This window comes from Thioclava dalianensis, assembly GCF_000715505.1.
Classification (GTDB): domain Bacteria; phylum Pseudomonadota; class Alphaproteobacteria; order Rhodobacterales; family Rhodobacteraceae; genus Thioclava; species Thioclava dalianensis.
In genome coordinates, this window is sequence record NZ_JHEH01000042.1 from 1 (window position 1) to 24,147 (window position 24,147).

Consider the following 24,147-nt stretch of genomic DNA (forward strand, 5'->3'; position numbering starts at 1 on the left):
TACTATTCTGCCCCCTCCGGCAACAGACCCCCATCTGCTGCCGGTCGGGGTTGGTCATGGCAGCAATGCGCGCCAGCGGATTATAGCGATGTGTCGGTCGATCCCAGTCGGTCGGCGCGAAGCGGAATACCTTGTCCCCCATGCTGGCGCGGAAGCGCGAGGTCTCGCGGAAGTTCTCGCCTTTCACGTCGAGCACCACGGCGGAGCCCTTGTAGGTCAGTAGGTTCGGGATCACGAACCCCACGCCCTTGCCCCGGCCCGTGGGCGCCACGATCAGCGCGTGGGGGAAGGTTTTTGAGACAAGAAACGGGCGCTTGGACTTCGGGGAGCCAAGCTTGCCCAGAAGGAAGCCGCCACCGGGCTTGGCAAAGAAACCGTTCCTCTTCATCTCACCGCGGGTCTGCCAATGCGTCGTCCCGAAGCGGGTCAATGCATCCCCCAGAAGCGTGACGCTCAGCATCAGCGATGCCAGGCCGAAGCCGCCAAGGATGAGGTTCACCCAGAGGAAGTCTTTTGGTGCGGACTGAGACAGACCCCGATACTCGCGGGCAAGCAGGGTGACGTCGAAACGCGTGGGAGAAAGCCCATAGCGGAACATGACAAAGCCGGTCGCTACGACATAGCCCATGGCGAGACCGACCAGCACGAGGCTCAACACTCCTAAGGCAATCTTGCCTTTATCCATGGGTGATCCCCTTCTCACCATGTGCCGCTGCGTGGCGCGCGCGCTGCGCCTCGATCTGCTCTTCGGCCAGAGCATCGAGAACGCGCTCCATGGCCGGGCCATGCGCGGTGACCTCGCTGCTTTGAAGATAGGTCTTGGCGAGTTCCAGCTGGCGCAGCGGATCCTCGGTGAATGTGTCCAAGACGTCCGCGTTACCGGCCCGCAGCGCGTCGATTGCGTCGGGGCTTAGTCGTTCGTCTATCTGCCGGACGATGTCCTGCTGCTCTGACTCGGAGAGCGGGCCCTCGACGTCGGCGTTTCGCACAAAGGCCATGACGGTTGGGGCGGTCTCTTCCATATACCGGCGCTCGGCGTAGTCTTGTCGCGCCTGGTCCTCGATCTCGAAACTGCGCTCGCTGATATAGGCCCGCGACGCGCCGAGCGAACGAAGGTGATTGATTTCGTCCTGGACGGCCTGCCCGAATTCATCATCCGGCATCTCCGTGCGATAGCGGGCGAGAGTGCGGAGCTCTTCGGTGATCGGACCGAGATGATCCGAGGGATCCCGCAAGGCGAGGTCCATGTCGCCAGCATGCAGCGTACGGTCCTGTCCCGATACCGCGTATTGCGGCGGCATTCGACTGTCAGTCATCTGGTCCCAAGCCATTGAGGCCAGTTCGGCATGTTGCGGCGATTTCTGCGCGTAGGCATCGAACGCGGCGCGGGCCTCTTCCACCTCCACGGCGCCTGCCCGCCGCACAGAGGGGTCGTCGGAGAACGGATGATCGAAATCCGTCCGGCGGAACTGCGCCACCAGCGCTCTGAACGCCTGCCGCTCCGATGGGGCAAAGATGTCGGACCCGTCTTGCGCGAGATCACTCCCAGGTGCCGTCAACCGCTCACCAAGCGCTGTCTCAGCGTCGTCCACCTCGTCGACCTCGGTTGGCGCGCGCAGGACGCGTACATCGGTCAGAACATCGCCCAACCGAACATGCACAGCTTCCAGCCGGTCGAGCGCGTCTTCCCGGTCCGCAGATTTCTCCAGATCGAGGTCGCTTGCTTTGGCAATCGCTTGTAGGTCCTGTGCCAGCCACTGGCGTTCCAATGCGGCATTGCCTGCCCCTTCCCGCAGACGCGCGGCCACAGCCTCGGCATCGATGCCTGTGCCTTGCAACGCTTCGGCCAGCTTTGGTGCCACCTCTCCATCGTCAAGACGCGCGAGGTGATCTTCACTGGCGTTTGACCTTGCATAGATGCCGTCCCGGGACGGAGCATCGACCAGGGCGGCGGAGCGATCCCCGAGCGGGTTCAAATGCGCGACCGAGGCCAGTACGTCGGCCAGCTTGCGCTCGATCACCGGTCTCTCGGCCGCCGGCGCCCTGTCGATTGCCGCCTCGATCTGGCGAATGTTCTGAGAAAACTCGGTGATCAGCGTGTCGAACGCTGCTTCGTCTTGGGACATGTAGATGGCTCCGTCAGATTGAATCTGACCGCCACTGGCAAGGATGGTGCTGGCCCTCTCGAGCGCATCGGCCACGTCTTCGAAATTCGAGCGTGACGCCTCCGCCGCGAGCCCGCGGTAGATCAACGCGTTGTGCCTGACGGTTTCCAGAGCGGCCGCCAGGTCAGCACCGGTTCTCTGGCGCTCGACTGGGGGACGACCTTCGTCACGAGCCTTGTAGATTTCATCGATCTCGGCGCGGTAGGTCGTGACGCCGCGATCCAGACGGCGCGTCGCCTCAAGGCGGATCCCATGAACTTGGGCCGCCTCGACCATCGCCTCGCGAAAGGCGCCGTAGTTGAAGTGATGATCCTTCCCGAGAAAGAACATTTCGCCATCCTTGCTGCGGCGGTTCAGAACGATATGCGCATGTGGATGCGCGCGATCTTGGTGTATTGCAGCAATATAGTCGAATTGCGACCCCTCACCTTGAAAGAACTTCTCGCAGACCGCCTGGGTGATATCGCGCACCTCTTCACCACCGGTCCCAACCGGGAATGCCATCAGCAGATGCGACGTATGGCCAAGCTTGGGGCTGTAGCGCTCGTTCCACTGGTTCTCGAACCGCCGCGCCACTCGCTTGATCTCGGCTTCCGAGAGCTGCTTCTTCCCGTCATGGGTGCCGCGACTGTCGAGGATATGGGTCGACTTTGTTGTGAGATATGTGAGCTGCGCCCGTAGCTGCGCCCCGGTGTGACAGCCCCCTTTCGAGATAGCCTTGAAGATCGCTGGCGAATAGCCGCGCGCGGCCCGAACCATCTGCGCGCCCCTGGAAAGCCCCTGCCAGGATCCCGAAACCCGGCTCCAGCCGCGGTCAAATAGCGCCGGGTCGATGCCACGGACCCGGTCACTCCGCGCCATTCTCATTCCTCTCGGCGAGGCCCGCCAGGGCAGAGCTGATCTCAAGGTCCAGCACGCTGCGCCGCGCACGCGACATCTCCTGGACCTGGTCGGCCAGATCGAAGACCAGACCCGCAAGGGCGCGGACGTCGCGGTGACTTGAGACCGGGTAGGACAGTCTCTCGCCCCGCACCTTGGCCTCGTTCAGACGTCGCGCGATCTGGTTCACGTTGTTGCCGACCCGGTTGAGCGCGGCGCCGAGGCTGCGCAACTCGTCGCACATCCCGTCGTCGGGCAGGAAGACACCTTCAGCCGCCAGCATCAGGCGGCGTAAGGCATCCGAGCGGTGCGCAATCCCGCGCCGCGACAGCGCCGCGTCGAACCGGCGCAGGTCGTCGTCCGAGACCCGGATCCCCACAACCCGCGATCGGCTGCCGTTCGCTGTCTGACGCTCATCCCAGTGGTTCACCACGTTGTAGATCGTCTTCAGGCTGACATCGTAGCGCGCGGCCAATGACGCCGCGGAGACGCCGTTCCGGCGGTCCTGGGCGATGGTCGATCGCTCGATCTCTGACAGTCTACGGCGGCGGGGCATTTTGAAGTTAACGTTCCTATTTCTTGCCAACTTCGTACAAGCCCGCCGACTCCCAACGCAAGTGGAGTCGGCCATAAGGGCTTGTACTCAATGTAGAAAATCGCCCTGCAGGGGCGATTTCCCGTCCTTTGTCAAATGGATCGCGCGTCGCGCTCATTGCACCACGCGATGCGGTCTCCGCATCGCGCATCGGGTCTTTTGCGCCCCGTCTCTTGCACCCCGCAAGACGGGTTTTGCTGCGTGCTGACCGTCTCGCGTCACCCGCAGAACGACATACGCGAGTCTGCCTCCCGTCGTCTGGAGCGCGCTAACCGTCACCTGCATTCTGTCCGCAGCGCATCGCAAAGCGCATCCCGACATTTGGAGGGTGTGTGGTGCCCCGCGACGAATGCTGAAGGCGCCACGGCAGACGTTGCACGGTCATCGCACAACGCCGCCCGCTGCATGCCAAACGTCGGTCGCATCCCGACTTCTGCTTGACCCCTCCGCCTCATGCGTTTAGCGACACTTTAGCATTATCGTTGCGATTCACTATTTTTGCGGAGGATCAGAATGCCGAACGAAAATCTTGTGGTGATCGCAGCGATGGCCCGGAAAGGGGGCAGTGGAAAAACGACGCTTTCGCGCGCCTTGATCAGCGCCGCGATCGCCGCCGGACGCAGAGTGATGTTGATCGACACGGACAGCACGAGGGTACTCGGGGCCTGGCATGCTCGGGCGGAAACCGGTGGGCTAAGTTCGCCGCTTCTCTGCTCGGCCACCGTCGAAAGCGTGGCGGGTGTCGAGGATCAGATCGATCAGGTCTACATGGCAGGCACGGCAGACTTCATCTTCATCGATACCGCAGGGGTCGGTGCCGAATGGTCAGACGGCATCGCGGTGCTTGCGGACCACATTGTGACGCCCGTCATGCTGTCAACGTCTGATTTTGATGTCGGCGCACAGACTGCCGATTGGTATGAGAAGCTGAAATCCCGCGTTGACGACCCCTCCAGCCTTCCGCGCCACCACGTCGTCCTCAACATGGTTGACCCGAAAACGACCCGTGCTGACGCCGCCCTGATTGAAGAAGCGCTCACCCGTTTTCCGGTGATTGAGACCGTCATGATGCGACGAAACACTTACAAGGAGATGGATCAGAAGGGGCTTCTCCACGCCTTGGCGCTGGAAAAGCAATCTGATCCAAACCCTCTGATGCGTCCACATGTACGTCATGTCGTCGAGGCGCTCGAGGAGGCGACGGACATCCTCAACAATATTCTTGCTGCGTGAGGACAGTCGATTGCGCAAGAAGATCCCGACCATCACCAGGCCCGACCCAGCCTACGCCGCCACCCTGCAACAGGGTGACCGCGAGGTTCCCGGGAAGGAAGATGAGGCACAGGTCACAGCAACAAAGACAGGCACCCCAGCCGCTGACGTTGACGCGGATCGGCACGGGTCAGAGCTTGTGCCGGAAGGTGCCGTGGCGTCGCACCAAGTAACCGCGAAAAGCTCAGACCCGCATACCAGCCTGAGAGCTCCCGTATCGGCGCGCGCTTTGAGCCCCAACCGGAAGATCGACATCAGGGTCAACGCACTCGAACGACAGGAAGCAGCGCTGCAGGCTTGTGGTGTCGAGCCAGCACATGTGGTGCGTGCCGCCCTGCGCCGTGCAGTCAAAGGCTGGCAACTGTCGCCGGTCTTCGCCCCAGTCGCGGAGGAGCGACGCACTCGAAACACGCAGTGGCAGGCCCGTACATCTCTGGCAGTAGATGCGGCCAGCCTGGGTGTCCTCCTACGGGACCACGACCCCCTCGACGTCTTGAGTAAATGGGCTCTGATCCGCGGCCAGGTGGAACCACGCATATGGGGCGAGATCGACAAAATCTTGGAAGAAATTGCGGTTCGCGCTGCATCGCCGCATGAACCGCACGCACCGTAAGATACCTATCTGAAAAGACAACTTGCATTTCGCCGGTGGATTTTCGCCCACCTGGAACGGTTCATCTTGCAGTTGCAGAAACCTAGTCCTAACACCAGCTAACAGGAATTTCAGACCTCAGTGGTGACGAGTTGTGAGGTCCATTTAGGAGGAACGCATTATGAATACGAAGCCCCGCCTGACTGGCGAACCGATCATGCGCATCCTCTGCAAGACATCTGAAAATCTGGTTGGCTACCTTTACCAATGGAACAATGGCGACGTGCAGCCTGCCTGGTTCGACGGCGCCATGGCGGACGTTCGCTATGAACCATTCATTCAAGCGCCGGAACAAAACCCTGTCGATTTGAAGACCCCCAGACCGCGTCAGCGGGATCTGACGCACCTTGAAAAGGCCTAGCTCAAGACCTCGCGTCAGTTTGTGGGTCACCCCATCCCGCAGGTCCTTTGAGCGATAGAGTTGACTTCTATACCTCAGAAGTGATCTAAATGTGAGTTATAGAGAGGATGTCTATAACTCATGGCTTGGAACTGGACGCTGCCCGATTGGCCGGATTTCCGATATGACGCCTCCGCTCTGGAGCCGTTTGAGCAGACGTTCCTGCTGTCGTCCGGAGAAATCCTCGGCTCGGTCCATCATGTCAGCCAGCCGGAACGCGAGCAACTCCGCATCGAACTGCTCAGCGAGGAAGCGATGCAGACGAGCGCCATCGAGGGTGAAATCCTCGATCGGCTCAGTGTGCAATCTTCGCTGCGCCGCCATCTGGGCCTCGATCCGGACAGCTACCCTGCCAAACCGCGCGAACAGGGCGTCGCGGAAATGATGGTCGACGTCTATTCCAGTTTTGCAGAGCCGCTGACCCATGAGACACTGTACCGCTGGCATCGGATGCTCCTGTCCCATGACCGTCGGTTGGAAACCATTGGGGCCTACCGACAACACGCCGAGGCGATGCAAATCGTTTCCGGCCGCCTTGACCGGCCCACGATCCATTTCGAAGCGCCGCCCTCGGAGCGGGTCATGCCTGAGATGGAGCGATACGCGGATTGGTTCAACAAGACCGGTCCGGGGGGAGCAGAGCCGCTTCCAGCGCTGACGCGCGCAGGGCTAAGCCACCTCTATTTCGAGAGTATCCACCCATTCGAAGACGGCAACGGCCGCTTGGGTCGCGCCCTCGCTGAAAAGTCGCTGGCGCAGAACATTGGCCAGCCGACCCTCATCTCGCTCGCCTTCACCATCGAGAAGGAGCGCAAGGGATACTACGATCAGCTCGAGCAGCATCAAAAAACGCTCGACGTGACCGATTGGCTCGTCTGGTTCGCAGAAGTTGTCTTGAAGGCCCAACAGGCAACACTCGACCGCGTCGGCTTCTTCATCAGCAAGGCACACTTCTACGATCGTCACAGAGACAACTTGAACGAACGCCAGGCCAAGGCCATCGCTCGAATGTTTCAGGAAGGCCTTGGCGGTTTCAAAGGCGGCCTCAGCGCCGACAACTATCTCAAAATCACCAGAACTTCACGCGCAACCGCAACCCGCGATCTGCAGGATCTAGTCGAGAAAGGTGCGCTCAGCCGAACTGGTGAGCGACGCCATACGAGGTACTGGCTGAACCTGAATCCACGGGCGTCGAACCAGCTACAATGATTGGCGTAGAAGTGAGACAGCGCCAAAGGCGTTGCCTATTCTCTGAGCGAGACAGATTGGTTTCCGGCACTATCCGCGCGCAGGTCAAGATCAGACGCGGATGAGAGAACAAAGCCAAGATTGTCGCCAAGGCCAAAGGGAAAAATCACCGGTTGGGCCTCTAGCGTTCCGAGTCCGACAGGACGACCTACGGCCTCCAAAACGGCGGTTGTCATCCAACGTACGAGGTCCGATCCCTCCAACGCACAGGCTTTCTTCCGGGTTAACGTTTTGCCGTTGTCGCTTCGATCAAGCAGCGCCCAGTCTATCTGAGACTGAAGGACCATATTGGTCATCCGTCTGGTCCCCTCACGTTCGCCATAGATTTCTGCCATCCGACGATGCACTTCAGCGGTCGTGCAGTCGCCTTGAAGCGAAGTCAATCTGCCAACAATCTCGGCCACTTTGGCGAAGAAGGGATATGTCACGATAGCCATGCCCCATGTCAGGGCCGCCGGCGAGGTAGATGGCGCCGATTGGAACAGTTCCACTCCGCGTTGAGCGAAAGGCTCCAGATCCTTTCGCGGCTCTAACCAAAGGCGGTTCAGTACAGTTCTGGTCTTCTTCCTAGCCGCAGGCCCTGAATGGGCTTCATCCAACAAATCATCGAGCTCGCTGATGTCAGCGAGACCGGCCCTTACTTCCAGCGCTTTTTTCGCCCACTCGAGGCGGATGAAGCGGTCAAATCCTATCTGAGGTGCTGTCGGTCGCATGTTCTTCTTTCTTCATTCTTATCTTCACAAACGGCACAACCAGTTCCTCTAACGCCATTCCTCCATGAGCAACGATCTTGTTCCCTCTTGGCACAAACGCGCCGCGTTGATTCGCGTAAACTGGCAAGAAGTCGGACGGAAGCCCTGGACCGCTAAACTGAAATGCATCGATATCGGGCGGAACGGATGCAGCAAGGTCCTCGCTGCGATAGGCCCTGACGCGCTCACCCTTCATCTCGGAGACAACGCCCTGGCTGAGCCGTCCAATGCCGTCGGCGTCAACATTGCCATGGTCCGCAGTCAGGTAGATATGAAAGCCGTGCTGAGCAAGCATGAGAAACAGCTTTTCAATGAAGCCGGTATCGCACCACTCGCGAATTTGGCCAGCAATCCCGCGTTTCCCAAGCATTGCACCATGGACAATTTCATCGACCATATCAACGACAAGGCCCGCAACTTTGGCCGTCGGCTTTGAAAGTACGTCCTCGAGTAGAGCCAACTGGTCGGAACGTTTGAGCCCCTTCTGGAAAACGACCTCTGGCTTTCGGAGGCCGTTTTCCTGCCAGAACTTCGTCCAGAGAGACGACTCTTGTGCCGTTGAATCCATTGAGCCTTGAAACTCCCGTGGCTTGAGGCCCGAAAAGAGCGCCTGGCGAGAGATTGACGTCAGCGTCGGCAGCCACGCAAAGCAGCCGCCCTCGTCGGCGGAAAAGTCGGGAAGCTTGGTCGACAGGTGGTCCCTGATCTGGGCCCACTGGTCCAATGCCAAACCATCAAAGACAAGAAGAGCAATTCGATCTTCGCCAAAGCCCCTGCGCATCGCGAGATAGCGCGGCACGTGATGTACCATCACCGGCGCTTTTGCGACGGGTAGGGAGGGCAAGTCGGCAAAATGCTGAAGCACCCAATCCTTGAGGCGGGCATCGGCCTCTCTTTGCAAACTCTGGAGCTGCCCCTGCAGGTTATCTGCGTCCGCCGCTTTCAGTTCGTTGAAGCGGTAGATGAGTTCTCCAAGGCGGCGCGCCGCCTCTACCCAATCTCGATGCGACGCCCCCTCCGAGGGTAGACTCGCTGCGTTCCTTTTCGCTCCCTCCGACACCAAATGCGCAAGTGCCTGAGGGTCATCTATCAGACCAACCTGTATCCAATCGGGAAGGTGCTCAGGACGGACACTTGCCTCAATAGGCTGAAGGGCTCCCTCGAGGAACATGGTATCTATGATCACCCTTACGTCGGGGTGATCAAAGGGCACGTCATACGCATGGCCTTCGACCGGCTCCTGATCCCTGCCGCGGGCATCAGGTTCAACGCCATATTTTGCGACGAAACGCGCCCAAGATTCCTGTATTGCGCGGAGCATAAAGGGTTTTGAGGCGAGCAGTTCACTAATCGGAAGACTTCCAAGAGATGTGTCCCGAAGAACGGTTGCGACATGGTCTGCAAATAGGCTGGGAAGGCCAGCCCCGCGATAGTGAAGCCGCAGAGCTTCTCGCCAGAAATCCTCCGGTCGATTCAGCAGATAAGGGCTAAGCCTGAAGATGTGCGTGAGGACAAAATTCTTGGTCTCAGCCTCACCGAGCAGCTGCGTCACATGCTTCTGGTAGGCTTGGAACAGCCCTTCATGGTGTTCAGCGTCAAGCTTGCGGACAACACCATAATTCAGATTGGGGAAAAGATCAGCCAAGCTCAGGCTGACTTGTCGTGCTGCCCTGATGTAGTCCCAAGGGATGGAATTGATGTCCGCGCCCCGCCACTGCAGGATGAGCGCCTTCGCGGTACCTTTCTGACCCACATCCCATGCGGATCGATAACGCTCTTCATACTCGGTTCTAAACGAAACAGAATCTTCGAACGGGAGAACCTCAAAATCGCGTTCGCGGAGCCCGAGCAGAATGGTCTCATCCAAGAGCAGGCCATCCGGATCCAAGGCGATCCAGAAGCGAGACAGATCTGCGGGAAACTCCCGCAGGATACGATCAGCCCAAATACTCATCGTGCACCAGCCACCGTTTCGCCAATTCGCAACATCAGGAGGGCATTGAGATCGGGCGAGTAAGATGCCGCAGCATCGAGCTGCGCCATACGAGCTTCATGTTCTTTCTGCAGCCGCTTCCGTCGATAATCACGAACAGTCTGAAGCCCCACTCTGCCAATCGCCTGGTGGCGAGCTTCGAAAGCATAGAGTGCGCGTTCGCGTTCTTCCTCGATCCGAGCCTTGTGCTCTGTCACAAGATCGGAGAACACCCGCTCTCCTTGCGTGACCGCAGCCCTTTTCGATCTCTCGAACCAGTCGCGCGGCGCCTCGATCTGAGGCGCAGCAATCGGCTCGATCTGCTCCGTCAGAAGCACATCCCAAATGCGTTTTGCCGTTGGTTGGAAGGCGCGCCCTTCATCATTGACGAAAACGGATAGGAAGCGGCGGCGGCTGAAATCGTCAGCTGCCAGACTGACTTCCCAAAGCGACCAAACGCCTTTCACACTATCAGGCAGGCCTGTTATGCGGACAGCGGGGACGGGTTGACCGGCGATGCAACGCGGAAGATCGGCAATCAAAGCCTGCGCTCTTGGATCTTCCAGCGTGACCCACTCTACTTCGGGCCGATCTCCCGCGGTGCGCGCATCAAAACACACCGAAGATGACTCTGTGCCATCGGCCCACCGTATCCGCCAGGTATCGCCTTCCTTCTTGGCTTCACCCCCCCGCGCAGGGAGGCCAGTTGTGATTGCCCGCTCCAGCCAAAACTGTGCCGGATGGTCTCGCCACTTGCGCGCATCATCGGCTTCTAGTTCATGTCCGTCGGCGAGCAGATCACTATTCTTCCGGTTCTCTGCCAACGAGGATCGAAGCTGCGTCAGAACGGCATCGCATTCTGTTTCGATCGATGCCGGGTCTTGGATCCCCTGAACAAAGAGTTCGTCGAACAGTGGCTCCGCCTCGACCGAATCCATCACATCGGCAACTTTGTCCACGCCGAATTCCTCGGCGATCACAGCGAGCTTTGTTTCGAGAACTTCGCGCACCCGATGCTCGACGGTGTCTTCGAGTACGAAATTGATGGCTCGCACAATATGCGGTTGCCCGATGCGATCCACGCGCCCAATACGTTGCTCGACCCTCATCGGGTTCCACGGCATGTCGAAGTTGATGATGACATGGCAGAATTGAAGATTGAGGCCCTCGCCGCCAGCGTCCGTCGAGATCAAGATACGCACATCCTTCGAGAATGCCCGCTGCGCGCGGCCACGCGCCTCAAGGTCCATGCTCCCATTGAGCGTTGCAACCGAGAACCCCCTGCTTTCGAGAAATTCCGCGAGCATGGCCTGGGTCGGAACAAACTCGGTGAAAACCAGAACCTTGAGTTCAGGATCGTTTTCCTCCTGCTGAATCTTGTAGATCTGCTCAAGGAGTGCTTCGGCTTTTGCGTCTGTGCCTTGCGCCTCTGTCTCACGAGCGAGGAACAAGAGTGCCTCAACGTCTTTTCGCTCGTCATCCAAGGCATCGAAGGCCACGGCGATATCGATCTGGTCATCACCCGTTAGCTCATGCCAGTCTCCGACACCTTCGGTGGAAAAGAGCTGAAGCTGTCGCTGGTCGTCGTCCAGAGCGAGGAGGCGCTTTTCCAAGGTTGCGCGGATAGCTGCGGTGCTGGACGTCACCAAACGCTGCATAAGGATCATCAAGAAGCCGATGTGCCGCTGCTTCGATGCCATGGCTTGGTTATAGCCGTGGCGAACATACTCAGTGATCGCTTCGTACAACCCTTGCTGTGCTTTGTGTCGGTCAAGCCAGGCGACAGCCTGAATGCGGGTCATTCGTGGCTTGAACAGAGGCTTGCCTTCAGCATCGATCGCAAGCCTCTTCTCTGTCCGCACAACGAACGGGCGCACGCGGTCGCTCGAGACGCTGTTCTCATCGGGAAAAGAATCCCGATCCAGCAGCTGCATCAGACGGTGGAATTGATCCGTTTTCCCTTGGTGCGGCGTTGCCGACAAAAGCAGAAGGTACGGGGCGGCCTCGGCAAGTGCCGCGCCCAACTTGTACCGCGCAACCTGATCCGTGCTGCCTCCCATTCGGTGAGCCTCGTCGATGATCACAAGGTCCCAGTTGGCCGAAATCAGGTCTTCGAACCGTTCACGATTGTAGGTGCTGAGTTGCTCCGCGCTCCATCCGCGCCGCCCTTCGAGCGGTTTCACCGAATCCAGCGAACAGATCGCCTGATCGTGAAGCCGCCAGAGATTCTCCTCATCATCTCGGAACTGACGATATGCCGAAAGCTCTGACGGCTCGATGAATTGAAAGTTCTCACCAAAGTGCAGGCGCATCTCGGCCTGCCATTGCCGCACCAGACCCTTGGGCGCGACAACAAGGATCCGCTTGGCCATACCGCGAAGCTTCAACTCCCGAAGAATCAGACCGGCTTCGATGGTCTTGCCGAGCCCCACCTCATCAGCAAGCAGATAACGGATCCGATCCCGGCTCATGGCGCGGTTCAGGGCATAGAGCTGATGCGGCAAAGGAACGACGCTCGACTGGATCGGCGCCAGAAGCAGATTGTCTTCCAGCGCATCCAGGAGCTTTGCCGCGGCGGCCGTGTGCAGGATCTGGTCGACTGTCGTTCGGACTGCGTCGAGTGGCCCTAGCTCCCGAGACCTGGCACGGACAACGGCATCCTTGCCCGGGAGCCAGACGCGGTACGCAGTTTCGCCCCACATCTCCTCCCGGTCCACGACGCGGCAGGGTGCGGCATGTCGTTCATGCCAGCACCACGCGCCAATGCCAAAGTCTTGGGAGGCATGCGTCACGCATCAGCCTCCGTACGGGTCAGCGCCTGGTCGTACCAGAGCAGGAGCTTTTCATCCTCTTGCAGCGTCTCGTCCGGCAGCTTCTCGGCTATGCCAATGATCGTCTTGTAGTCCTTCGCGGCCCAGGCCGTTTTGAAGCCGGCGCGCAACACCTCGAGGCGCGACTCCTTGAGCTGGCGCTTGTTCGCGGTCTTGTAGGCTTCGAACTCCTTCAGCAACGACCGTTCGCGTTTTTGTTCCAGATCCTTCGCCTTGTTCGGATCGGGCACATACCAGCGGTCTTTCGCCTTTGCCTTCAGGCGCGGGTCTTCCTTCCCAAGACCCCGGAGATCCTTGAAGTTGGACGAGAGATAGCTGTGGATCTGGCTCGGCACGTCGCCGTTCCCATCGAAGCGCAGGAAGTTGTCTTCCAGCAAGTTCTCAAGCTCAGGCCTACTTTCATGTTTTTTCCAGCCTGCACCCAGTTGACCAAAAAATTCTGGCTGCAATTCCTGATACGTGGACGGTTTCTTCTTAAGATGGTCTGAAACCCAATCAATAGCGCTCCGCTCATCAAAAACAAAAAGCTCACGCTGCGGCGCGTTTTCATAGCGCCCGCGCATCTTATCGTATTGACTCGCCTGCTCGGGCAGAAAGGCCATGCCATCGCGTTCGACAAACCTTGTCCAAATCTCCGCCAGAAACTCTTGAGAAGAAATGGGAACCGGAAAACCATGACGGACAAACCAAGCCACTGTTCTATCGAGAATTATTCGCGGATCTCTTTCCGGAATAAACGCAAGGCAACTATCCCTTTCAATATGAACTGGCAAATAGCTTAGATGCGTGCGCACAAAATCCCAAACGGAGTCAACCGCACCGTGACTCTTCTTAAACCTCTCTTCCAGCCCGCCGTTCGGCTTGTATGCCGAAATCACCAAGTCTTGTTTGACTGCCGTCACCCCGACAATGGCATTCAAGCCACCACGCTTCTTATCGAGCACCGAAACGTTGGCGACAACAAATCCGGCTTCTTGAAGCCCTGTTTGAATCGCATTCCAGATGTTCGCTTTTGTGTTGGAAAACTCAACGGTCATCCACCTACCAGGTTTCAACACGCGATGCGCTTCCTTAAAACAAAGGATCATCAACTCTCGGTATGCGTCCACATCCTTCTTTTGGTGGCGATCTTCGATCGCTTCCTTGTCCGGATCTGTCATCACCCCGAGCCATCCCTCCATCAATGAGTTAAGCTCTGAATATGTGATGTTTGCTCCAAACGGAGGATCGAAGAACAGATAGTCAATACAAGCATCGGGGAGCGACAGAGCTGTGGTGGATTGTGTAGAAATGACGGGTCGCTTCTTGCTCTGACCCAGAGCGGATTTCTCGAAAGCAGAAAGGCGGTCGCGGATAAGACCGATTGCGTTCATTTCGATCTGGTTCGATGGAACATAGAGCGTTCCTCGTCTATGACCTGCAGTTGCGCCACCCTCACCGGCCTTCTCACCGCCGACGCGCGTAATTGCTATTTGATGCTGCTTTGATCCGCGTTGAATGCTTCCTGTAACCGCCCACTTCAATTCATATGGGAGCTCATTGAACGCATAGGAAAATACGCTCAGATTTCTTCTGGTATAAAAGTGGTGTACGTGAGTTATGCCAATGGGATCATTTCGCCGCGTTTCTTGGCCTGGCATGAGTCTCTGCCGTGGAAATTGACCGGAGACTGGGGACTGCTCGATTTTCTCCGCGAGTGCTATATCGGCCGCGTCTGGTTTCTTGTCGAAGCGCTTTCCGGAGTAGGTGTAATTTATTCGAACAGGATGGATTTTTGCCTGCCTTATGTTCTCACCCAAAGCAGGGTCGAAAATGTTCGACATTACATGTTCAAGGCTACGCTTTGTTTGCTCAGAGTTGCAGTGCGGACATGGGAATGTTTGCCGAACTTTTCCGTTATCCACATCGACTGCGCTGTCCCAGAACACTATTTCGCCTGCGCACTCAGGACATGAAAAGACGTCTGACCAGACTACATAGTTGATCGCACCACGGCGCCCCGATTCAGACAGATCAGGCTTTTCGCTATTCTGAATTATCTCTTGTGCACTTGCCACTTCGTCATCAGACGGGCTGTGTAGCGTCTGATACATCCACGAGAATTTGGAATTCAGCTCTTTAAGCGATGCATTCACGACATCTCTGAGCGACGCGATATTCTTGGGGGCGTTATAGTTGTGAGCAATAAAAGTCGCCGCAGGAGATAGATCGCTTAAAAATGCCTGGCGCGCACCAAGCTTGGAGAAGGCTTCCCAACCCGAACCATCTTTATCAGTTCTTTTTTGGAGGATTTCCCCATCTTTTCCTATCATGTATCCCAGAGACTGCACTTGAGAACGATCACCGCACAACTGAGATGCGACACCCGTCATGCCGGTGCCGCAGAACGCGTCCAGGACGATGTCATTTGGTTCAGTGTAGTGAAGAATGTATCGCATGATTGCCTTGTGCGGCACCTTAGTGTGATAGCCATGCGCATTATAAATTGCGTCATTCTTACCCTCAGAAACATCCGCCGTGAAAGGTTCTCGGCTGTATTCATGGTCTGTATCTTTCGGATCTACCGATTCAGCAACAAAGTCACCCAACCAAGGATTCGGACAAGCCGTGTAATATGGCGGATCCGATAACTCCAAGATCGCGTCATCTGATCCTTGCGGAAAACCTTCCTGAGCTCGGAACTCGGGCTCTTTCAGCTTCTCGGCCAAGAGCTTCAGGAAGTGCTCCCGGCGCGCGTCATCGTTCGGGAACGTCATACCCAGGCATTCGACCGGTCCGCCGTTCTTGCCGCCATCCATCTTCAGTTGTTCAGTCATCGGTTCGTCTCATCTCAATATCGGTTGGCGGAAGTTCACTCGACCACGAAGCGCAGCTTGGTGGTGTCCTTGCCCTTGCAGCGGTCGGTCAGGAATGCCTCGAACCGCTTGCGCAGGTCTTCGGGTGTCGCGGGCGATCCCCCCTGAAGCAGGGCCTGCCGGATGTCGCTGCCCGAGACGACGACCTTGTCGAGGCCGGACAGCGCCTCTTGCACGGCGCTGATGAACTCGGGCGTGACGGGATCAGGCAATGACTTGCTGTCGACAAAGCCGGTGACGATCTTGCGCGACCCTTCCTTCAGCAGTTCAAAGTTGGACTGGATAATCGGATCCTCGAGGTTGTCGAGAAGCGTCTGCACCCACCCGTCCAGCAGTTGATCGAGCTCGTCATCGAGCTGTTTGAGCACATTGGCCGCGGGCAGCATGTCGCCTTGCTCATTCGCCGGGCGGAAGTTGCAGTGCGGGCAAACCGGGCTGGCCGCCAGTTCGGAGTCGATCAGCGAGGCGCAGCTCTTCAACTTGTCGAGCTTCTCCTCGAAGGTGGTGAGCTGGCTTGTCGGCATCAGCGAGATATTCGCCAAAGCCCGCATGGCGACGAGCCGAGAATCTTTGCGCAGCGCGGTCTTCGTCTTGTCTTCGGACACTCCGAGACGCGCCTTGCTGTGCAGGCTGACATAAGCCGTCACATAGTCTTTTTTGAGTTTGGCGAGCGTCTGCCGGTGTTCGGATCCATTCTGTCCAGTTCGACTCGTCGCCAATGCATCGAGGACCTGCTTGCGCGTGTCCTGAGCCTGCTTCACCCATGCGTGGTCAGACGGCAGCACCATCTCGGCCTGGCCAAGATAGCTTGCCGTGTTCCCGAGTTCGCCGATCAGGCTGATGAGCCCTTCGACGGAGTTTAGAACCTCAAGGTTCTTTTTCTGGGCTGCGATATCGTCAGACCCAATGCGCAGGTTTTTGAGCTTGCCGACCGTGTTGTAGGGCGACAGGCTTTCCGAGAAGGCCTTGAGCTCGTCGAGCTTCGATCTCCAGTCGCGGATTTCTTCCTCGCGCAGGAGAGGCTGGCCCCAAAAGCTAAGCCGGTTCGCCATGTCGGTGGAAGCTGCAAGCACACGTTTTGTGAGCTTGCTGACTTCTTCCTGAAGCGCCTTGACTGGCTCGTCCGAGCCTTGGGTGGCTTGCTGCGCCAGACCCGGCGGCAACTCCAGCATCTCGAAGAGTGACCGGAGCACGGCAACGTTGATCTCCTTCGGCGCTTCAACATGCTTGAACTGCTTCAACTCATCGAGCGGACGATCCGCGAGAAGCCCGATCTTGCCGGAGTCAATTTTGTCCCCGGTAATCGCGAGGACAATGTCACCGGAATAGACCAGTGACCCAAGCACCGTGACCAATAGGTCAGTCTCGAGCCGGTACTTGTCAGGGCTGAAATATTCGATATCCGCATTTCCAACGAGCAACTCACTGCGGTTAAGCACTTGCCCATGACCTTTGGCCTTCAGCCGCGCGAGAACCTCCTGAGCGTATCGAGATTGAACCGGATCGATGCGATCACCATCGAGCATTTCGAGGCCATCCAGGACGATCACAGCGTCTTTCGTACGGTTGCTCCCCGTGAGAGCACGAAGCGCATTTCCAATGAGCTGCTTTCGGTTGGACTCCGTCACGAGCGCCGAGAATGTTGGGTATTCGGGCGAAACATCGGCGAACCGGCTGCTTAGCGCGATCCCCGCGATCACGTTGACGACGTCGCGGAAGTTGATGCGCTCGTCCGGCCCCAAGCGCGCTTTGTCCCTGAGTGAAATACCTTTGGTCCAGTCACGAAGTGTCTTGGACTTGCCTTGGAACGTGACCTCGAATGCCTCCAGCTGTTTTTCCTGAAGCCATTTGCTCATTTCTCGTAGCGCATCGCGAGCGCGGTCGAGATACACGCCTTTCGCGCCACCACTTGCCGTGGAGGCCAGTTCCTGGGCGGCGGCGTAGAAGCTCAGCAATCGCTTGATGGTTTCGTCTGGTGCTTTCAGCCGAAAGAAGACCTCGTCGGGCTTCTGCTCATCACGGAAACGCGGGGGATCGAAGGGCTGGATGAAGTACAAATAGAAATCCCGCTCTGGCTGAGCGGTCGGCCGGTCGTTCGGCGCGCCAAAGAACAGATAGCCAATCCGTTCGACGCGACGCTCCTGCCACTCGATCTGGTATTGCCAAATCTGGTGTCCCGTCACGTAGCTGGACTCGTCCGTGCGCTCCATGAGTTGGCGAATGGCGCCGTAGTACGCGCGATCGAGCGCATCCTCCGAAAGAGCCTCGGCCCGCTTCTCGATTTGCGCGTCGTAATCGACGTCCTTTTTCAGGTCGAGATAGTATTGCTCGGTGTCTGGCGCCTTGGAGATGAACTGACCGTTTACCGTCTTGAGGGTCTCTCGAAGCGTGGTCTGGACTGCGGTGAGTAGGTCGTCAGACGGGTCGCCACCCATGTCTTCAATACCCGGCTGAAACAGGCAAAGCGTGTCGCGCAGTTCCTCGGCCGTCGGTCCGACCGGCACATAGATGTCCCCGCCCGTCGTCAGGCGGTGGACCGAAAGACCGTCAATGATGCGAAGTGCCATCGGCTTATAGGCCGGTCGAGTGAACGCCTTGGAGACCCTCTCCGCAAGTACTTCTGAGACCTTGAGCACTGGCCCGATATTCGGATCTGAGCGCAAGACGGAGTTTGTTGCGACAGTGTCCCAAAACTTGTCAAAGCCGATTAGACCAGGCCGATCTGAAGGAACTTCATCGTCAAGGATTGCCTGGATCTGATCACGCAAGGTCACCAACGCGCCCCGCTTCTCGGTGAAAACCAGGCGCTCAAACGTCCCGATGTAGTCTGGGTGTACTGGGAACAAACGCACATACTCGTCCATCCGCTCATTCATTGAGCCATAGAATTTCGAGAATGGCGCAAGGTAAGCGCGGATCTTGTCCTGCTGGTCCGCGGATTTCTTCAAGAGACGTTCCGCGACAACGAAACTGACATCTTGTCTTGCCAGCAAAACCTGAGTGAAGCGGTCCTTCACCCTCCGCAGGCTATCCGCCACATGTTGAAAGCGGCTGCTATCGAAGATCGCTTCCTGAACGCCGGCAACGAAACGGAACCGGAGATGTTTGGTAACCTCTCCGATCTCGCGGAGGAAGGACAAGTCGAGTACCAGTTCGTGGTCTTTTCGCGACCGCAGGTATTCGAGAAACTCGTCGACAACGAGGAGAACACCTTGATCAGGGTGAACCTCCGCAAAAGCCGACATCATCTCCTCGAACGCAGCCTTGTTATTGATAACTTTGTCGGCAGGAGGGAATGCATATGTCACGCCGTGCTTTTCCAGGAACACCTCAAGCTGTTGGGTGATGATGTCGCGCAATGACATCTGACTCGAGATCTCAATCCGATGCACTTTGAAGCGGCCCGCAATTGTCTTTGCAGCCTCGGCCACTTTGGGGTGCTGGATCATCGGCAGATATGCCTCATCTTCAGCGACAAGTGACAGCACCGACATCAAGTGCGACTTACCAGTGCCGTAGTTCCCGACCACCAAGACGCCTTTGTGGTCCACAGCCTCATCGAAGGAGAGCTGCGGGATCATGAGCTTGGCGATGCGGTCGGCCATGTCATCCGAGATGACATAGGTGGACACAAGCTTCTTGGCTTCATCAGGACGATCTGCATCGAGAAGCTGAATAACCGATTCAATGGGCTCAAATTGAATGAGATCGCCGTAACGCATTGCCATCTCGAGATTTCCTTTCAATTTACTCTGAACGGAACCACGCCATCACAGCTGTAGTCCTGATATTCTGGATGTCCTGTCGTTGCATACGACAGCCTGTTGTCTGTGAGCGTCCCCGGCCAAGCCGCAACAACGCGCCGCGCTTGAGAGTGCCGCCGGAGCAAATCGAGCGGACTTAGCTTCAACTCCTGGTCGAACAGGAGTTCGAGATTGTCCATGAGGAGAAGCCCTTCCCGCGAAAACTCATCCGCCAACCCTTTCAGAAGGTCGGCTGCTTGAAGGTGTCTCCTGGGGCTCGGGATTGTCAGCAGTTCTCGCCCGAGGGCAGCTCCAATGTTGAGGATGTGCAGCTTTCGACGTCCAGCCAGTTGGCGAAGCAAGTCGCTTTTCCCGGAATTTGGCGCGCCTATCAGCAGCAATAGTTTGCTGTTCACCACAGCAAGATCGTCAACAACGCGTTCAAGTGCCTCGATCATCCGTTTACGCCTCCGCTCACCGGCGCCGAGACCCTCGGTGTCGAGTGTCCGATTTCGGGGGCGTTCATCAGGACAATCTGTTGGTCTTGCGGGCGCCGGGCGGCGGGATCTGTATCCAATCCCAAGCGCCTCAGCGCGTAATAGACCAGCGCGCGGCGCACCTTTATCTTCGCGCTGCCGCCACGCATCCCGTAGTCGAGGGCAATGACCTTAGCCTGCGTTTCTGACAGTTCGGGATGAGGAGCCACTTCGAGGACGACTTCTGAATTCCAGTCGAGATCATCATCGGCCGATGTCCCGCTTTCGCGTGAGCCACGAATCTCAATCATCCGGGAGAGAAGGAAATCCTTGAAACACTCGTCGGTTAGACAAAACGCGCGGGCGTGCCAGCGAAATCCATCGAAGGCAATCGCGTGAGGCGCAATCCACCGCCATCGCGGATCTGGGCTGGAAAGGGATTGGTATCGTATCTCTATCTCTTCGGATCGCCTGATCGCTCCCACAACGGACCGAAGCGTCACGGGGTCAACCCCACGGACCGGCGTCGGCGCAGAGGCAAAGGACGGAAGATTAGCGATCCAAGAGTCTTCACGGTCAAGAATATTTTCGGCCACGGACCGTAGCTGAGCTAGATAGCGACTGGCATCAGGTTCCAGAAATTGTGGTTGGAAAGCACTGCCTCGCACATAAGTCCGCGCACTCTTGTCGTAGACCATGTTCGCCGGAGCAAAGCCGATGTAGCGATTCAGGTCAGTGGACGCTTGGTTGACCGAGACACCGAACTGATCCATGAGGTCACTCCGGTTTACATGCCCCTCCCAGAACAAGCGGAACTCTATGAACTCGAGACGTTGCTCGACTCCCCATCGAAGTTCTGACCTGTCGCTATCCACCCTGGCCTCCCGGTATCCCAATGCGCATTGTAACTATGCGCGCCCATTTTCTGGGCCTGCGACAACCTTAGGGAGTGACACCGAGATTATCAATCGAATTTCAAGGCGTTGCCTTGGAAGTCGACCATTCAGGTGTAGATACCCCATGGACTGGTCTTGGACTATCAAAGCCCAAAGGATCAGCTAGCTAGAACGTAAGTATCCTCGGCGATGCTTCGTCGCTGCGAGCTTCAATAGGGCGGTCACAGCATGCCCCTCGTCCGGGTGCTGTTCGATTAGCATCTGCCCTCGAAACCCGATGCGGCCCCATTCCCGCACAAGGCATGCGCCGCCAAACAGGTCCGGCTGAACGCTCATTCGATAGAAGCGGCGCATGTTGAGAGACGGGTCGATCCGCTTGAGATCGACCGTCGTCGGGAACACTTCCATTTGCTGCGATGTGTCGAACATGTTGTTGATGCCTCTCTCCAAACCACAATATCAAGCGCTCTTCGACGTTTCCACAATGTTCTGTCCCGGATTGAATGTCGGGAACACTTCCATTTGCTGCGATATGTCGAACATGTTGTTGGCGCCTCTCTCCAGGCCACAATATCAAGCGCTCTTTGACGTTTCCACAATGTTCTGTCCCGGATTGAAGTCGGGGGCTCACGCCCCCTTCTCGAACTTCATGACCGGGATGCCGAGCTTCTTGGCCTTGTCGGCGAGGTTTTCCTGGATACCGGTTCCGGGGAAGACAAGGACCCCGACCGGGAGCACATCCAGCATCGCGTCGTTGCGCTTGAAGGGCGCGGCCTTGGCGTGCTTGGTCCAGTCGGGCTTGAAGGCCACCTGCGTCACGCCCCGGGCTTCGGCCCATTTGGCGGCGATGAGCTCTGCGCCCTTCGGGCTGCCACCGTGCAGGAGGACCATGTCGGGATACTTGGTCCGGACCTGGTCGAGCTTGCCCCAGATCAGGCGGTGATCGTTGAAATCGGTCCCGCCGGTGAGGGCGACCTTGGGGCCTGCGGGAAGCATTACCTCGGTCTCGGCGCGGCGCTTGGCGGCGAGGAAATCGCGGCTGTCGATCAGCGCTGCGGTCATGTGCTGGCGGTTCACCATCAGGAAGTCGCGGCTGTCGATGAGCGCTGCGGTCATGTGCTGGCGGTTCACCATCGAGCCGGTGCGGGGTCGCCAGGTCGATCCCGTGTGCTGGACAAACTCGGTGGCGGCGTGATCGCGCATCATGTCTCCGGTGCGGGGTCGCCAGGTTGATCCCGTGTGATGGACGAACTCGGTGGCGGCGTGATCGCGCATCATGTCCATGCAGTTGCGCCGTTCGACGAGTGTCAGGCCTTCAGCCGTCAGGCGCTCGAGTTCGACGGATTTCACCTCGGAGCCGTCCTGCTCGCGCTGGAGGCGGCGCTGCGCCTGCTCGTTCTCATCGAGTGACCGCTCGATCCGTGCCGTGGCGCGGTGGAAGAGGTTGACCTGGCCCCAGAGCACCTCTTCGAGGTCGGGTTCCATACGGGTGTCTTCCAGGGTCGCGACGAGGGCGTCGAAGATGTCGGCGACGGCGACGGCGAGCCGCTGCCCATCGGGCATTGGGCGCGGATCGGGCTCGTCAAAGGGGCGATAGCCATAGAGCTGAAGCTCGTCGAGCGCATGGGCGGTCTGGGATGCGCTATGGGCGGGTTCATACGCGTCGTCGTGGGTCTGGATCGTCATCGGTTTCTTGCCTCCGGGCCTGTCTCGTCCGCGCGTCATCCCGCGCGGCCTTCATGGGCAGACCCGAGCCGTCGGGCGGTTGCCCCTTCACCCCGGCTTCACCGGGGCCGGAACAGCGTGGAGGAGGTCGGCAGGGAAGCTATTTGTCTCGCGATGCAAAGGCGGCTTTGCCGCCGGCGGAAATAGGTTCCCTGCCGACCTTGCAGGGGCAACCGCATTGACGGCCTGCCCATCTCTTGAAGGCCGCGCAGGGCTGACGGGTGGATGCGCAAGGCCCGGGATGGGGTGAGGACGACGATCCAGAGCCACGACTGGGATACAGCCCCCTGCCCCGCACTCCCAGCCCCCCCTGCGCGATGTAGCTCAGCTGGGCAGGCGATGCCGATCCTCTGGCCCGATCTGACCTGCCAGATGCTGGCGCAGCGCGTCCTTGCCGTTCGCCCGAAGATCATCGTTGAAATCCCCGAGCCGCGGTTCCAGCACCCGCACACGCACCCCGACCTCGGAGGCTCTGGCGCTCAACCTCCCTGCCGCACGTTGCCCGGCCGGATCGCGGTCGATGGCGATGTAGAGGCGCTGGAGCCCCTCCGGCAGCAGGACCGCCCCGAGGTGTCCCGACGAGAGCGCCGCCCAGACGGGAAGGCTCGGGGCCGCCTCGGACAGGGACAGCATGGTCTCGATGCCCTCGCCGACGACGAGGATGTCATCCTGCGGGGTGAGCCTGACAGCATTGCCGAGGAGGTGACCCATAGCCCGACGCTCTGGATTCACTGCCGCCTTCCCCTGTCCGTCAGGCGCCAGCCAGGTGCGATGCACGCCCTGCACGGCCCCTGCCCCATCGGTAACCGCGGCGATCATCGCCGGTCTGGGGATGCTCCGGGTCTGCCCCTCTTCCCGATGCCAGCACTTCGGGTGGAAGCGTAAGGCGCCGTTCGCCCCGAATTGGGTGATGCCTCGGGAACGGAGGTAGGTCTCAGCAAGCGTGCCTGTGATCGGGTTCGAGGCAGCAAACAATCGCGCCGCTGCCGCGGGAGTGTCACCGGGCGCCTTGGCCTTCCTCGGCTCTTGCTTATCCGGGACGACCGGCTGCGGACGGCCAAGATGCGCTCGGGCCTCGGCGAGAAGGTCGGGGAAGCGCGTGATCCCCGTCCGGGCGCGGATGATGTCCAGGAGATCGCCATGCTCGCCTGTGGCCCCATCCGTAAACTTGCCCGCTGCCCCTGGTCCCGACGCAGGACCCGTCAACCGCACGAAGAGCGACCGGCCGGGGTTGTTCTGCAGATCGCCGACGATCCAGTAGGATCCTTCCCGCCGTCCGGCGGGAAGGTAGGCACGACAGACGCCTTCGGCATTTTCTGCCAGATCGCGCACGAGGTCTTCGGTCTTGGAATACATGGGTCAACAACCTCCGCGATCATGTAGCCTTGCGACAGGACAACGTGCAAGCAGACGATCCAGTATCGCGACGCCATCGGCGTCGGTCGGGCAAAACAGCCGAAGCTTCCAACTAATAATCTCCGAGAAGAAGCCATCGGCCTTGAGCCGGTCCTTGGCGGCCTCGGTGAACCCGGAGAGCTCGATCCGGTTCACGCCCATAACGCGGGACCGATGGAGCTCCATCCCCTCGGCCAGCCGCACCACGGTCTTGCCCTCCAGAACGAGGGCATGGACCTGCGCCGCCGACAGAGTCGGCGCGTCACTCGCAAGCGTGATCGCGACCCAGGC

The 24,147-nt window shown here is 58.6% G+C and carries 18 protein-coding genes; 4 read left to right on the forward strand and 14 right to left on the reverse strand.

Annotated features, from left to right (window positions below; genetic code table 11):
* The 3 genes from DL1_RS18445 to mobC all read right to left on the reverse strand — a co-directional run.
* A partial coding sequence (locus tag DL1_RS18445; protein ID WP_038069138.1) for a type IV secretory system conjugative DNA transfer family protein occupies nucleotides 1–685 on the reverse strand: 685 nt, incomplete at its 3' end.
* A complete protein-coding gene (locus DL1_RS18450) occupies nucleotides 678–3,095 on the reverse strand; it encodes a relaxase/mobilization nuclease domain-containing protein (RefSeq protein ID WP_245739672.1) in 2,418 nt (805 codons plus the stop codon). The genes DL1_RS18445 and DL1_RS18450, both read right to left, overlap by 8 nt.
* Nucleotides 3,013–3,600 carry a plasmid mobilization relaxosome protein MobC gene (gene mobC / locus DL1_RS18455; RefSeq protein WP_038069143.1) on the reverse strand — a complete coding sequence of 196 codons (588 nt, stop codon included), beginning with the start codon at nucleotides 3,598–3,600 and terminating at the stop codon, nucleotides 3,013–3,015. The genes DL1_RS18450 and mobC overlap by 83 nt, the downstream gene beginning before the upstream one ends.
* Before the next feature lie 552 nt (nucleotides 3,601–4,152).
* On the opposite strand from mobC, the gene DL1_RS18460 reads away from it, so the two are divergent.
* From DL1_RS18460 to DL1_RS18475, 4 genes are all read left to right on the forward strand, one after another.
* Complete coding sequence (locus tag DL1_RS18460) at nucleotides 4,153–4,872, forward strand: nucleotide-binding protein (protein WP_038069144.1); 720 nt, start codon at nucleotides 4,153–4,155, stop codon at nucleotides 4,870–4,872.
* Nucleotides 4,873–4,882: 10 nt separating this feature from the next.
* Nucleotides 4,883–5,524 carry a hypothetical protein gene (locus DL1_RS18465; protein ID WP_038069169.1) on the forward strand — a complete coding sequence of 214 codons (642 nt, stop codon included), beginning with the start codon at nucleotides 4,883–4,885 and terminating at the stop codon, nucleotides 5,522–5,524.
* Between the two features lie 160 nt (nucleotides 5,525–5,684).
* On the forward strand, nucleotides 5,685–5,924 hold the full coding sequence (locus DL1_RS18470; protein WP_038069146.1) for a hypothetical protein: 240 nt from the start codon (nucleotides 5,685–5,687) through the stop codon (nucleotides 5,922–5,924).
* 120 nt (nucleotides 5,925–6,044) lie between these two features.
* On the forward strand, nucleotides 6,045–7,172 hold the full coding sequence (locus tag DL1_RS18475) for a Fic family protein (protein ID WP_038069148.1): 1,128 nt from the start codon (nucleotides 6,045–6,047) through the stop codon (nucleotides 7,170–7,172).
* A 35-nt stretch (nucleotides 7,173–7,207) separates the two neighbouring features.
* Here DL1_RS18475 and DL1_RS18480 read toward each other — a convergent pair whose 3' ends face one another.
* The 11 genes from DL1_RS18480 to DL1_RS21845 all read right to left on the reverse strand — a co-directional run.
* On the reverse strand, nucleotides 7,208–7,924 hold the full coding sequence (locus tag DL1_RS18480) for a hypothetical protein (protein WP_038069150.1): 717 nt from the start codon (nucleotides 7,922–7,924) through the stop codon (nucleotides 7,208–7,210).
* Complete coding sequence (gene pglZ, locus DL1_RS18485; protein ID WP_051693681.1) at nucleotides 7,893–9,917, reverse strand: BREX-3 system phosphatase PglZ; 2,025 nt, start codon at nucleotides 9,915–9,917, stop codon at nucleotides 7,893–7,895. The genes DL1_RS18480 and pglZ overlap by 32 nt, the downstream gene beginning before the upstream one ends.
* Nucleotides 9,914–12,727, reverse strand: coding sequence for a DEAD/DEAH box helicase (locus DL1_RS18490; RefSeq protein WP_038069152.1), 2,814 nt, complete (start codon nucleotides 12,725–12,727; stop codon nucleotides 9,914–9,916). The genes pglZ and DL1_RS18490 overlap by 4 nt, the downstream gene beginning before the upstream one ends.
* The gene (locus DL1_RS18495; protein ID WP_038069154.1) at nucleotides 12,724–15,582 is read right to left on the reverse strand and encodes a DNA methyltransferase; all 2,859 of its coding nucleotides are present in this window, start codon (nucleotides 15,580–15,582) and stop codon (nucleotides 12,724–12,726) included. The genes DL1_RS18490 and DL1_RS18495 overlap by 4 nt, the downstream gene beginning before the upstream one ends.
* Before the next feature lie 35 nt (nucleotides 15,583–15,617).
* A complete protein-coding gene (locus tag DL1_RS18500) occupies nucleotides 15,618–19,349 on the reverse strand; it encodes a DUF6079 family protein (protein WP_211250644.1) in 3,732 nt (1,243 codons plus the stop codon).
* 14 nt (nucleotides 19,350–19,363) lie between these two features.
* Complete coding sequence (gene brxF / locus DL1_RS18505) at nucleotides 19,364–19,822, reverse strand: BREX-3 system P-loop-containing protein BrxF (RefSeq protein WP_038069156.1); 459 nt, start codon at nucleotides 19,820–19,822, stop codon at nucleotides 19,364–19,366.
* The gene (locus DL1_RS18510) at nucleotides 19,819–20,715 is read right to left on the reverse strand and encodes a BrxR family helix-turn-helix transcriptional regulator (protein WP_038069158.1); all 897 of its coding nucleotides are present in this window, start codon (nucleotides 20,713–20,715) and stop codon (nucleotides 19,819–19,821) included. Before DL1_RS18510 ends, brxF begins: the two co-directional genes overlap by 4 nt.
* 183 nt (nucleotides 20,716–20,898) lie before the next feature.
* Complete coding sequence (locus DL1_RS18515; protein WP_038069160.1) at nucleotides 20,899–21,165, reverse strand: WGR domain-containing protein; 267 nt, start codon at nucleotides 21,163–21,165, stop codon at nucleotides 20,899–20,901.
* A 198-nt stretch (nucleotides 21,166–21,363) separates the two neighbouring features.
* Nucleotides 21,364–22,422 (reverse strand): DUF2493 domain-containing protein, encoded by a 1,059-nt coding sequence (locus tag DL1_RS18520; protein ID WP_038069162.1) that lies wholly within the window; start codon nucleotides 22,420–22,422, stop codon nucleotides 21,364–21,366.
* Between the two features lie 363 nt (nucleotides 22,423–22,785).
* Complete coding sequence (locus DL1_RS18525; protein ID WP_038069164.1) at nucleotides 22,786–23,817, reverse strand: DUF7146 domain-containing protein; 1,032 nt, start codon at nucleotides 23,815–23,817, stop codon at nucleotides 22,786–22,788.
* Nucleotides 23,818–23,820: 3 nt separating this feature from the next.
* On the reverse strand, nucleotides 23,821–24,147 hold a 327-nt coding region (locus DL1_RS21845; RefSeq protein ID WP_038069166.1), incomplete at its 5' end, for a hypothetical protein.